This window comes from Maricaulis sp. (assembly GCF_039978735.1).
Taxonomy (GTDB): domain Bacteria; phylum Pseudomonadota; class Alphaproteobacteria; order Caulobacterales; family Maricaulaceae; genus Maricaulis.
In genome coordinates this window covers 25,985-38,636 of record NZ_JBDWAS010000044.1, presented here as the reverse complement: position 1 = coordinate 38,636, position 12,652 = coordinate 25,985, and the positions used below count along the sequence as shown (strand labels likewise).

Annotated in this window: 11 protein-coding genes; all 11 read right to left on the bottom strand. The window is 66.3% G+C overall.

Annotated elements, in window-relative coordinates:
• The 11 genes from ftsZ to mraY all read right to left on the bottom strand — a co-directional run bounded on the left by ftsZ (position 1) and on the right by mraY (position 12,649).
• Entirely contained in the window at positions 1-1,650 is a 1,650-nt protein-coding gene (gene ftsZ, locus ABJO18_RS12550; RefSeq protein WP_348508647.1) for a cell division protein FtsZ, read from the bottom strand.
• A gap of 183 nt (positions 1,651-1,833) precedes the next feature.
• Positions 1,834-3,162 carry a cell division protein FtsA gene (ftsA, locus tag ABJO18_RS12545; RefSeq protein ID WP_348508646.1) on the bottom strand — a complete coding sequence of 443 codons (1,329 nt, stop codon included), beginning with the start codon at positions 3,160-3,162 and terminating at the stop codon, positions 1,834-1,836.
• Positions 3,159-3,935: a cell division protein FtsQ/DivIB gene (locus ABJO18_RS12540; RefSeq protein WP_348508645.1), complete on the bottom strand. Its 777-nt coding sequence runs from the start codon at positions 3,933-3,935 to the stop codon at positions 3,159-3,161. The genes ftsA and ABJO18_RS12540 overlap by 4 nt, the downstream gene beginning before the upstream one ends.
• Before the next feature lie 119 nt (positions 3,936-4,054).
• Complete coding sequence (locus ABJO18_RS12535; protein WP_348508644.1) at positions 4,055-4,969, bottom strand: D-alanine--D-alanine ligase; 915 nt, start codon at positions 4,967-4,969, stop codon at positions 4,055-4,057.
• Positions 4,966-5,556: a hypothetical protein gene (locus ABJO18_RS12530; protein ID WP_348508643.1), complete on the bottom strand. Its 591-nt coding sequence runs from the start codon at positions 5,554-5,556 to the stop codon at positions 4,966-4,968. Before ABJO18_RS12530 ends, ABJO18_RS12535 begins: the two co-directional genes overlap by 4 nt.
• The gene (murB, locus tag ABJO18_RS12525) at positions 5,553-6,485 is read right to left on the bottom strand and encodes a UDP-N-acetylmuramate dehydrogenase (protein ID WP_348508642.1); all 933 of its coding nucleotides are present in this window, start codon (positions 6,483-6,485) and stop codon (positions 5,553-5,555) included. Before murB ends, ABJO18_RS12530 begins: the two co-directional genes overlap by 4 nt.
• Entirely contained in the window at positions 6,482-7,888 is a 1,407-nt protein-coding gene (gene murC, locus ABJO18_RS12520) for a UDP-N-acetylmuramate--L-alanine ligase (protein WP_348508641.1), read from the bottom strand. Before murC ends, murB begins: the two co-directional genes overlap by 4 nt.
• Positions 7,885-8,991 (bottom strand): undecaprenyldiphospho-muramoylpentapeptide beta-N-acetylglucosaminyltransferase, encoded by a 1,107-nt coding sequence (gene murG, locus ABJO18_RS12515; protein ID WP_348508640.1) that lies wholly within the window; start codon positions 8,989-8,991, stop codon positions 7,885-7,887. Before murG ends, murC begins: the two co-directional genes overlap by 4 nt.
• On the bottom strand, positions 8,988-10,115 hold the full coding sequence (gene ftsW / locus ABJO18_RS12510) for a putative lipid II flippase FtsW (protein ID WP_348508639.1): 1,128 nt from the start codon (positions 10,113-10,115) through the stop codon (positions 8,988-8,990). Before ftsW ends, murG begins: the two co-directional genes overlap by 4 nt.
• On the bottom strand, positions 10,112-11,536 hold the full coding sequence (gene murD / locus ABJO18_RS12505; protein WP_348508638.1) for a UDP-N-acetylmuramoyl-L-alanine--D-glutamate ligase: 1,425 nt from the start codon (positions 11,534-11,536) through the stop codon (positions 10,112-10,114). The genes ftsW and murD overlap by 4 nt, the downstream gene beginning before the upstream one ends.
• A 9-nt stretch (positions 11,537-11,545) precedes the next feature.
• Positions 11,546-12,649 (bottom strand): phospho-N-acetylmuramoyl-pentapeptide-transferase, encoded by a 1,104-nt coding sequence (mraY, locus tag ABJO18_RS12500; protein WP_348508637.1) that lies wholly within the window; start codon positions 12,647-12,649, stop codon positions 11,546-11,548.
• Positions 12,650-12,652: the final 3 nt, after the last annotated feature.

Below are 12,652 nucleotides of genomic sequence, written 5' to 3'. Positions count from 1 at the left end.
CTAGTTCGCCTGGCGGCGCAGGAAGGCCGGAATTTCCAGATCGCCCTCTTCCAGGCTGTCACCGAACAGATCGCCCGATGCGCGCGGCTGGGACGTCTGGACCGGTGCCGTCTTGGTCACGGGCGCGGCCTTGACCGGCGCCGGCTCGGCCGGCTTGCGGCGGCGGCCGAAGAGCGAGAAACCGCGCTTGGGTTCGTCGTCATCCGCGGCGATATCAGGCTGGCTCACCGAAGTGGCGCGGCGCTGCTCGTAACGCGCGTTGAGGCTGGCAGCCTCTTCGGCCAGACGGGCCTGGTCGCGCAGCACCTGCGGCTGTTGCACTTCGACCCGCGTCTCGGTGATCGCAACCGGACGGTTTTCCATCACATAGGGATCGCTGTCCCGGGTAATTTCGGTATCGGCAATCGCATCGGACAGGTCTTCCGCGCCAACCGCCCGCTTGAGCGGTTCGGCTTGCGGCTCGATTTCGGTTTCGGTTTCCGGCGCTTCGCGCGTCTCGGTGCGTGTCGTGACCGGCTCCGGACGCGCTGCGACCGTGCGCTCGGTGGTGGCCGGCGGATTGACGCGACCCGGACGATCGGACCCGGTGCGCTTCCACGGCAGGATTGCATCGTTCGGGCTGGAGCGTTCGGCGGTCTGCGGCGCAGTGCGCTGACGATTGCGCTGATCGGTCACCACAACGGCTTCGGCATCGATACCCGTTGCGACGACAGAGACCCGCATGGAGCCTTCCATGGTCTCGTCGAAGGTGGAACCGACAATGATGTTCGCTTCCGGGTCGACTTCCGAACGGATCTCGTTGGCGGCTTCGTCGACCTCGTAGAGGGTCATGTCATAGCCGCCGGTGATGTTGATCAGAACGCCCGTGGCGCCCTTCATCGAGACATCGTCAAGCAGCGGATTGGAGATCGCGGCCTGGGCGGCGTCGACGGCGCGCTTCTCGCCGGAAGCCTCGCCCGTACCCATCATCGCCTTGCCCATCTCGTTCATCACGGCGCGCACGTCGGCGAAGTCGAGATTGATCAGGCCCGGCATGACCATCAGGTCGGTGATGCCGCGCACACCGGAGTGCAGCACCTGGTCGGCCATGGAGAAGGCTTCGGCAAAGGTCGTCTTCTCGGTGGCGATGCGGAACAGGTTCTGGTTCGGAATGACGATCAGCGTATCGACATGTTCCTGCAACTGCTCGATGCCGGCCTCGGCCAGCTTCATGCGGCGCGAGCCTTCGAAATGGAACGGCTTGGTCACCACGCCGACGGTCAGGATGCCCATCTCGCGTGCTGCACGTGCAACGACCGGTCCCGCGCCCGTGCCCGTGCCACCGCCCATGCCGGCGGTGATGAAAACCATGTGGGCACCGGCCAGATGCTCACGGATATCGTCGATCGAGTCCTCGGCCGACTGTTCGCCCACTTCCGGCCGGGCGCCCGCGCCTAGGCCTTCGGTGATCGCCGCGCCCATCTGGATGCGCTTTTCCGACTTCGAGCGCGTCAGCGCCTGCGCGTCGGTATTGGCGACCACGAAGTCGACACCCTCAAGACTCGACTCGATCATGTTGTTGACCGCATTCCCCCCGGCGCCACCGACACCGAATACGACAATCCGAGGCCGCAGTTCGGTTGTTTCAGGAATGGAGAGATTCAGCGTCATGTGGGACCCCATGCACGAAGCGGTAAGGTTAACGGGCTCTTGAGTCGGCAGTCTCTATCAAAGACGCTTAATCAGGCGTTAAGTTCCTGCGGTGAGCCGCAAAAACGCCGGGTCTTCGCAGATCATATTTCAGTACCGGGTGTCAGCACCGCCGCAGGCCGGCGGTTTTCCGGTCACGGATGATCAGAAGCTTTCGGCAAACCAGCGCCACATCGAGCCGGCAGAACCGGCCTCGGCCCGGTTGCGGCGTGCTGCAACGGTAAAGCCGCCCATGCGCGGCGGACCGGAGATGGCCTCGGCGGCACCGCGCGTCTCGCGGCGCACAATACCGGCAACGGCCGAGAAGGCCGGTCCCGAGACGGCATCGCCCAGCCCCGTCACACCGGTCGGACCGGCAATGCGAACCTGTTTGCCGAACACGCGTGCAGCGAGCTCGCCGGCACCGGGCATCTGGGCCCCGCCCCCGGTCAGCACCAGGCGGCGGCCGGAGGACTTGCCCACGCCCGCCGCATCCAGGCGGTCGCGGATCAGTTCGAAGGTTTCTTCCAGACGCGGCCGGATGATGGAGTTGAGCAGGGAGCGCGGCGCGCTGTCATACATCGCCCCGTTCTCGCCGGAGACCGAAGGCACCTCGATCATCTGCTGGTCGTCTTCCGGGCTGTCCAGCGCCGAACCGTAGAGCGTCTTGAGACGCTCGGCCGCCGCCAGCGGCGTCGAGAGGCCGCGCGCCACGTCGGAGGTGACATGCGAACCGCCCACGGGAACCGCATCGATATGCAGGAGTGCGCCTTCGGCAAACACGGCTGCCGTCGTCGCGCCGGCGCCCATGTCAATCAGGGTTGCACCCAGCTGGACTTCATCGTCCGCCAGCGCGGACAGGCCGGAGGCGTAGGGCGTGGCGACCACGCCGCGCAGATCGAAATGGCAGCGTTCGACACAGGTCAGAAGATTGCGCAGCGGGCCGATGGCCGCCGTGATGACATGCACTTCCACGCCCAGCGTGCGGCCGAACATGCCGCGCGGGTCGCGGATGCCGCGATGATCGTCGACCGCCCAGGACAGCGGGATGGCGTGCAGCACGACCCGGTCCTCGGCATCGAACTCGCTCAGCGCACCGTCGAGCAGACGGCGCAGTTCGCGTTCGGTGACTTCGCGCTGCGGCAGGTCGATTTCCGCAGCGATGCGTGTCGAGCTGGGCTGTCCGGACGACAGCGTGACGGTGACGGAGCTGACGGCCTGGGAGGCCATGCGTTCGGCCTGCTCGACCGCGGCCCGAATGGCTTCAGCAGCAGCGTCCATGTCGACAACCGCGCCGGCGCGCACACCGCGCGAGGACTGGTGGCCGACACCGACGACGCGCGGACGCGGGCCGGAGACCGTCTGATCGGTCCGGGCGATAAAGCACGCAATCTTGGACGAACCGACATCCAGCGCGGCGCAGACACCGCCTGCGGCCTTGCCGCCGGTTACCGAGTCCGCCTGCCGCGACCGAAAGAAATCCAGCACACTCACGCTTCACGCTCCCGCAATCCCGCCGCCTGTGCGCGGTCCGGCCGGGCGCGGACGATCAGATCGCCGTCACCCCGCAGATCGAAACTCTCTGCCGCCAGGCGCAACACGCCCCGCTCGGCCTGCAGCCGCGCCAGGATGGCGATCGAGGCGGTAACATCGCCTTCGGGCAGTTTCACATCGGCGCCACTGTCCAGACGCAGATTCCAGCGGCGCTCACCCACCCGCACCGCACCGACGACGCGGTCGCGGACGATGGGGTAGTTGTCGAGCGCCTCGACGATCTCGACGACCGCTTCATTGGCACCTTCGGCGACAACGAGCGGCAGCGGCAAAGGGTTCATCGGGTCGGCATGCGCCAGCACGACACCGTGGCGGTCGATCACGCGCAGATCACCATCGACCTGCCAGAGGGCATAGGCCTCGCGGGTCTCGACCACGATCGCGATCCGGTCCGGCAGAAGGCGTGCGACGGTGGCGCGGCGAACGGCCGGCAGCGCCTCGACGCGGCGGCGGATAATGTCGGGATTGACGGCGAAGATCGGCTGGCCGTCATAGACTTCACTGGCCTGCACGATGGCATGGGCATCGGCCCCGCTGGCACCGGTCACATCGACAGCGCGAACCGCAAAGCCGACACCGGACAGACGATGGCCGGCAAAATCGCGGATTTCGATGGCGGCGTCGTCGAGCTGGCCGAAGAGCGCAAGCCCGCCCACGGTGACCGCCACCAGGCCTGTCACCGCCAGCCCGCCGAGACGGGCTGTCTTCGCCATACGGTATTTCGCACCCCGGATCCGGGCCTCGGCCCAGTTACGCAAACGCCGCGGTGCGGACACCGCGGCGGATCGGGGTTGGGACGTGCGCCGGGTCGTCTTACGCGACCCGCCGCGCCTCACCTTCGACACGACGCATTCTCCGCCATCCATTGCACGAGATCGCTGAAGGCGATCCCGCAATACTGCGCCTGTTCGGGCGCAAGAGATGTCGGAGTCATGCCCGGTTGGGTGTTAATTTCGAGTAACCATAGCGGTTCTTCGGACGTGGAATCGTAACGGAAATCCGACCGCGTCAAACCGCGGCATCCCAAGGCTGCATGGGCTTTCAGCGCCAGTTCACAGGCCCGTTCTGCTATTTCTTCAGGCACAGGTGCCGGTAAAATATGATCGGACCCACCTGCAGCGTACTTCGCGTCATAGTCATAAAAAGTCGTCTTGGGCACGATTTCGGTGACGCACAGCGCCCGGTCTTCCATCACGGCCACCGTCAGCTCGCGGCCGGGAATATAGCGCTCGATCAGCACCTCTTCGCCCAGCGCCCAGGCGGTCGAGCCCAGCTCGGCCGGCGGCCGGTTGGCACCTTCCAGCACGATATGCACACCCACCGACGAACCCTGGGCATTCGGTTTGGCGACATAGGGCGGCTTCATGACATGCGCCTTGGCCGCCTCGAACCGGTTGGCGATGAAGCCTTCCGGACAGGGAATGCCGGCCGCGCGCAGCACGTCCTTGGCTTTCTGCTTGTCCATGGCCAGCGCTGAGGCCAGCACGCCGGAATGCGTGTAGGGCTTGCCGAAATGCTCGAGCACGCCCTGCACCAGCCCGTCCTCGCCCCACTCGCCGTGCAGCGCGTTGAAGACAATGTCCGGCGCCGCCTCTTCCAGCTGACGATAGAGGTCGCGGCCCGCATCAATCTCGACGACGTCATACCCCTTCTCGCGCAGACCCTTCGCACAGGCCGCGCCGGAGACCAGGGACACATCGCGTTCCGGAGACAGACCGCCCAGCAGGACGGCGATACGTTTCGTCATTGCGGTGCTCCCGGGATGCCGTCCGCCGGCACGTAATTGGCGTCCCGGATCACCACCCGGGATGCCCCCGTGCGGCCAGCCAGGGCAATGAGCTCACCGAAAGCGGAGGCCGGCGCCGAACCGAAATCCACGTGCAGGGCCTCGCCAACCTTGGCGCAGGCGTGAATCCAGCCCCCGGTGCGGTCGCCCCGGGACGGCAGCGGCAGCTCTCCGCGGAAGCCGAACCAGTGATTGAACCAGCCCATTACCTTGTCGACATCCCACACAGCGCCTTCCAGTTCCACAACAGCCCCGTCCCAGCGGAAGGGGCTGAGCGCCACATGGATATCGTCGACCATGCCGGAGACGGGCGTGAAGCCGACCATACTGTCCAGCCGGAACTCCCGGAATTCAGGCTTGTCCGTCAGGGAAACCGCATAGTCGACCCGATAGACCTTGCGGGCCAGATTGGTCTGGGACCGGATCTGGAAGACGTGCTCGGGGGCTCCGTCAGGAAAGGCCTGCGCCATCTGCTCAACCCAAGCAGAATAGGCCCGCGCGTGCTTTTCCCGGATCGGCTCGATCATCGATACGAGTTGGCCGCTCATGCTGTTCCCCTTGAATCTGGTTTCCCGATGCGCCGCACTTCCCAGCGCAGGTCGATGCCGTGGGTCTCGCGGATGCGGGCACGGATCGTCTCGCCTACCTCTTCCAGATCGGCCGCCGAGGCGGAACCGTCATTGATCAGGAAATTGCAGTGCTGTTCGGAAAACCGTGCGCCCCCGACCGAGAAGCCGCGGCCGCCGACACTGTCGATCAGCTGCCAGGACTTGCGCTGGTCCGGCGTGCCGGGCGGGTCGGGATTGGCGAAGGTCGAACCCGATGTCTTTTCCCGGATCGGCTGGGTCTGTTCGCGGCGGGCGGTGATCTCGCCCATGCGCGCCTCGATGGCGGCGGGCTCGTCCGGCCTGCCCTGGAAGACGGCTTCGGTGAAGATCCAGTCCTCCGGCGCCTCGCAATGACGATAGCTGTAAGCCAGCTCTTTCGGTGAGGCGATAATACGCCGCCCGGACCGGTCCAGCGCCACGGCCTCGACGATCACATCGGCGGTTTCCTGGTCATAGCAGCCGGCATTCATGCGCAGCGCGCCGCCGATCGTGCCGGGCACACCGATCAGGTATTCCATGCCCGCCAGGCCTGCCTTGGCCGCGGCCTTCGCGACCATCCGGTCCAGCGCGCCGGCGCCGGCGCGCAGACGATTGCCGTCCAGCGCCTCCGTCTTCGCGAAGGGCGGACCGAGCCGGATCACCACGCCCGGCACACCGCCATCGCGCACCAGCGTGTTCGATCCGGCGCCCAGGACATGAACCGGGATCCCGTCCGGCGTCTCGGCCAGGAAGCGCGCCAGATCGGCCTCGTCGGCTGGCAGGTAGAGCACATCCGCCGGACCGCCAACGCGCAGCCAGGTGATATCCTTGAGCGGCGCCTGCTCGATATATTTGCCGCGAACGGGCGGGAGCTGGGCGAGAAGGCTCACCCCAACGCCTCCAGCTCACCCGGAAGCGCGTAGGCCCATTGCGTGATGTCGCCGGCGCCGAGACAGACGACGACGTCGCCCTCGCCGGCCCGTTTTGCGACTTCGGCAGCAACGCTGTCGCGGGTGATGGCCAGGGCGTCGCGATGGCCGTGTGCCGTCAGACTGGCGACGAGATGGTCGCGGTCGGCGCCCTCGATCGGATCCTCGCCGGCGGTATAGACCGGGGCGACCAGCACGCTGTCGGCATCGTTGAAGCAGGTCGAGAAATCCTCGAACAGGTCGTGCAGGCGGGAATAGCGGTGCGGCTGCATCACGGCGATCACCTTGCCGGTCGCGGCCTGGCGCGCTGCGCGCAGCACAGCGGCGATCTCGACCGGGTGGTGGCCGTAATCGTCGATAATGGTTGCACCCTTCCAGCTGCCGGTCTGCGTGAAGCGCCGCTTCACCCCGCCAAAGCCCTTCAGCGCGCCCTTGGCGGCCTCTTCGGTAAGACCGAGCTCGCGCGCCGTTGCCAGGGCCGCGACGGCATTGAGCACATTGTGCTCGCCCATCATCGGCAGAACGATGTCGCGCCAGGTCTCCGGCGCCTGGCCACGCAGGCGGAAGGTGACATCGAAAGTCGAACCGGACGGCTCCATGCGCAGATTTTCCAGACGCACATCGGCCTGCGGGTTCTTGCCGTAGGTGATGACGCGGCGGTCCTCAATCCGGCTGGCGAGCGACTGCACTTCGGGATGATCGGTGCACAGCACGGCAAAACCGTAGAAGGGCAGGTTCTCGACGAACTGGAAGAAAGCCTGCCGCAGCGCGTCGAAACTGCCGTAATGCTCCATATGCTCCGGGTCGATATTGGTGACGATGGCCACGGTCGAGCGCAGCTTCAGGAAGGAGCCGTCGCTTTCATCGGCCTCGACCGCCATCCAGTCGCCCAGCCCCATCTTGGCGTTCGAGCCATAGGCCGAGATGATGCCGCCATTGATCACGGTCGGATCAACACCCGCCGCATCCATCAGCACCGAGACCAGCGATGTGGTCGTGGTCTTGCCGTGCGTGCCGCCGACGGCGACGGCGAATTTCAGCCGCATCAGTTCGGCCAGCATTTCCGCGCGGCGCACGACGGGGATTTTCTTGGCCCGCGCCGCGACGAGTTCGGGATTGTCCGGCTTGATCGCGGAGGAGACGACGACGGCGCCAGCGCCCTCGACATTCTCGCCCGCATGACCGATCGCGACCCGTGCGCCCAGGCCTTCCAGACGCTCGACATTCGGATTGGCGCGGATGTCAGACCCCTGCACCTGATAGCCGAGATTCAGCATGACCTCGGCAATGCCGCTCATGCCGATACCGCCGATACCGACGAAATGGACAGGGCCGACAGGGAAAGGCAGGGCGGCAAATTTCATACGAGCGCTCCTCGCACCAGGCCGTCGATCGATTTCGCCAGCGTTTCCGCGGCGTCGGGCCGGCCCAGCGTGCGGGCTGCAGCGGCCCGTTCGGCCAGGTCTTCGGGGTTGGAAAGGCGGGTTTCAAGCAGTTTGGCGACGCGATCGGCCGTGAAGTCGGCTTCGCGCAGCATGTCGGCGGCGACGGCCTGCACCAGCCCGTCCGCATTGGCGGCCTGGTGGTCGTCGGTTGCGATGGCCAGCGGGCAGAAGATCGCCGGGCGACCCACACCGGCCACTTCCGACACGGTGGACGCACCGGAGCGGCCGATCACGAGATGGCTGGCCGCATAAAACGCGCCGACATCCTCGAAGAAGGGTTCGCAAATGGCGTTGACGCCGGCTTGGGCATAGGTCTCGCGGGCCATGGGGAGGGATTCCTCACGGGTCTGTTGGACGACATCAAGGCGAGATCGCAGCTTTTCCGGGAGTTTTGCCACCGCCGCCGGCACGGTCTCCGACAGGATGCGCGCACCCTGCGACCCGCCGAGGACGAGCAGGTTGATCCGCCCGTCGGCCGTCAGCGCCGGATAGCCGGCCGCCCGCGCCTCGACGATGGGTGTGCGCAGCGGATTGCCGGTGAGGATGTGACGCTTGCGGGCCTTTTCCGGCAGCCGGTCCAGGCGCTCGAAGCCCGAGGCGACAAAGCCGGCCCGGGCCGCAAACATGCGATTGACCCGGCCCAGCACTGCATTCTGCTCATGAATGGCAAAGGGGATGCGCATCGACTGCGCCACGCCAAGCGCGGGAAAGGCGGGGTAGCCGCCAAAGCCGGCCACGACATCGGGCTTCCAGCGCTGCACGATGCCGCGCGTCTGGGCCAGGCCCTGGGTCAGCTCCAGCGCCGCCTTGGCGAGCTTGACCGGGTTCTTCGTCGACGGGCTGGCGGCATGGATCTCGTCGACGGCAACGGCCGGAAAATCCGCCGCATGGCGCAGGCCGCGCGTATCGGTGACCAGGCGCACCTGCCAGCCGCGCGCAATCAGCGCATCGGCCGCAGCGCGTGCCGGAAAGATGTGCCCGCCGGTCCCGCCGGCGGCAATCAGGCAGCGGCGCGGTGTCATGACGAATGCCGCAGCGAATAGGCGCCGGGACGGCGGCGGGTGAAAGCCAGAAGAAGGCCGGCCCCGAAGGCGAGCGCAAGCATGGAGGACCCTCCGTAGGATACGAAGGGCAAAGTCATGCCCTTGGGCGGGATGAGGTTCAAGTTCACGCCGATGTTGACGAGCGCCTGCAGTGCAAATTGCAGCGCCAGCCCGGCGACCGCCAGCTGGGCGAAATTGTCCTGCAGCCGCATCGCCTGGGTCCAGGCACGGGCCACCAGGATCGCGAACAGGCCGATAATGGCGAGCGAGGCCATCAGGCCGAATTCCTCGGCCGCGACGGCGAAGATGAAGTCGGCATGGGCGTCGGGCAGGAAGTTCTTCACCTCGCCCTCGCCCGGCCCGGCACCGGCAATCCCGCCGCGCGAGATCGCCTCGATCGCCTGGTCGATCTGGTAGGTGTCGCCGCTATCCGGATTCATGAAGCGATCAACCCGGCTGGCCACGTGCGGGAAGGTGAAATAGGCGAGCGTCGAGCCGGTCGCCGCCAGCCCGCCCAGCACCGACACCCACAGCCAGGACAGGCCGGAGGCAAAGAAGACACCGCCGAAACACAGGGTCAAAAGCACGGTCTGGCCGAAATCCGGCTGCGCCATCAGGAGGCCGATGGACACGATATAGATGCCGAAGGCGATCGCCCGGCCCGGGATCGGCGCGCCGCGCTTTTCCTCGGCAAACAGCCAGGCGGCCGTGACGATCAGCGCCGGCTTGAGAAATTCGGACGCCTGCAGGGAGAGCGGGCCGACGCGGATCCAGCGGGTCGCGCCCTTCACCTCATTGCCGACGAAGATGGTCGCCACCATCAGGAGCAGCGAACAGCCCAGCGCGATCACCGCCAGCCGCCGCGCGCCCTTGGGATTGAGCGCCGACACGCCCAGCATGCCGACCAGACCGGCCACCGCGAACACGCTCTGGCGATAGAAGAAGTGAAAGGGATCGTCGATACCGATCCGCCCGGCGATGGCCGGGCTGGCGGCCATGGACAGGATCAGGCCGATCACGATGAGCGCGATGACCACGACCAGCAATGTCCGGTCGACGCCGCGCCACCATGTGCCCAGCCCCCTGGAAATGTCCTGGATCACGAGACCTGCTCCGCCGTATCGGCCGGCACGGTGAGGCCGGAGACGATTGTGCGGAAAGCGTCGCCGCGCGCTTCATAGGAGGTGAACTGGTCAAAAGAGGCCGCGGCCGGGGACAGCAGCACCACCTCGCCGGGACGTCCGTCCGCCCAGGCGTCGCGGGCCGCAGCCGCCACGGCGGCTTCCAGCGTGCCGCAACGTGTGAACGGGATCCGGCCGTCCAGCTCGCCGGCGAAGCGCTCCTCGGCCTCGCCGATCAGATAGGCCCGGGCGATCCGTCCGGCGGCACCCATGGCCGCTTTCAGCCCGCCTTCCTTGGCCCGTCCGCCAACGATCCAGCGGATGCTGTCATAGCAGGTAAGCGCCTGGATGGCGGCTTCGGCATTGGTGGCCTTGCTGTCATTGACGAAGCGGATGCCGCCAAGGGTCGCGACGCTTTCCTGGCGGTGCGGCAGGCCGGGGAATGTATAGATCGCCTCGGCCGCGGCGCGGGCCGACACGCCCAGAAGCCGGACCGCCGCGAGCGCTGCGGCGACATTCTGGGCATTGTGGCGCCCCGGCAGGGCCGGTGCGCGTTTCAGATCGACGGCCGGATGCGAGGCGGTATCCAGCGCATCATAGACCCGGTCGCCCAGCGCATAGACGCCACGCGCGAAGACACGGCCGGAGGAGATCGGAACGACCTGCTCCTCGCGCCGGGTCTGCCGCAGGCGGGAGAAGAAGGCGGCGGTGTCGTTGTCGTCGATACCGATCACGGCCTGGCCCGACGGCGCCTGCATCTCGAACAGGCGCTGCTTGGCGCGGAAATAGCCGTCAAAATCGCCATGCCGGTCGATATGGTCCGGCGTGATGTTGAGCAGCACCGCGACGTCGCAGGCGAGCGAATGCGTCAGATCGATCTGGTAGGAGGACAGTTCCAGCACATAGTGCAGACCCGGGCTGGGCGGATCCTGCGCCAGGATGGCGTCGCCGATATTGCCGCCGACAACGACCTTGCGGCCGGTCTCGCGCAGGATATGGCCGATCAGTGCGGTCGTGGTCGACTTGCCGTTGGTGCCGGTAATGCCGATCACTTTCGGCCGGCGCTTTTCCGGCACATCGCGAAGCGCCAGGGCGAACAGCTCGATATCGCCGATCACGGGCGCGCCGACACTGTTGGCCAGCTCGACCATGCGGTGCGGTTTGGGATGGGTCAGCGGGATGCCCGGCGACAGGACCAGCGCGGCGATATCGCCCCAGTCGCGCCGGTTGAGATCGTCCGGTTGCAGGCCGGCGGCTACGGCGCGATCACGCGCAGCCTCGCTGTCATCCCAGCAGGATACGTCTGCGCCGCCTGCGGCGAGGGCCTTGGCCGTGGCTATGCCTGTGCGCCCCAATCCGAACACAGCGACACGGCGGCCTTCATATGCATGGATCGGGATCATGAAGGGCTGTTATCTCAGCTTCAGGGTTGCAAGTCCAATCAATGCGAGCACGACGGCAATGATCCAGAAGCGGATGACGATGGTAGGCTCGGCCCAGCCATGCCGTTCGAAATGGTGGTGAATCGGCGCCATCTTGAAGACGCGCTTGCCGGTCAGCTTGAAGCTCGCGACCTGCACCATCACCGAAACGATCTCGAGCACGAACAGCCCGCCGACGATTGCCAGCACGATCTCATGCTTCACGGCGACGGCGATGGCGCCCAGCGCGCCGCCCAGCGACAGCGAGCCGGTATCGCCCATGAAGACCATGGCCGGCGGCGCATTCCACCACAAAAAGCCCAGACCCGCGCCGATCAGCGCGCCACAGAAGACCAGCAGCTCGCCGGTGCCCGCCGTGTAGTGGACCTGCAGGTATTCGGCGAAGTCGACCCGGCCGACGACATAGGCAATGGCGCCGAACGTCGCCGCGGCGATCATCACCGGCACGATGGCCAGCCCGTCCAGACCGTCGGTCATGTTCACCGCATTGCCGGCGCCGACAATGACGATACAGCCGAAGGCGTAGAAGAGCGGACCGATATTGATCACCAGGTCCTTGAAGAAGGGAAAGGCGACCGAGGTCGACATCCCGGTGTCCATGCCCAGGCCCCGCGCCGTCACCGTCGCCCAGACGACAGCGACCAGTGCGATGATGAATTCCGTCGCCAGTTTCAGCCGGCCGGAAAAGCCTGCGGTCGATTGCTTGGTGACCTTGAGATAATCGTCGATGAAGCCGATGACGCCGAAACCGGCCGTGACGAACATGACGATCCAGACATAGGCGTTCGACAGGTCCGCCCACAGGAGCGTGCCGACCATGACGCCAAGCAGGATCAGGAAGCCGCCCATGGTCGGCGTGCCGGTCTTCTCGACCACGTGACGCTCGATCCCCTCGGCGCGGATCGGCTGGCCCTTGCCCTGCTTCTTGCGCAGCCAGGCGATCATCGGCTTGCCCAGCAGGAAAGCGATCAGCATCGCTGTCATCAGCGCGCCGCCGGTGCGGAAGGTGATGTAGCGGAACAGATTGGCCAGCTGGAGGTCTTCAGCCAGCGGCGACAGCAACAAATACAGCATGGG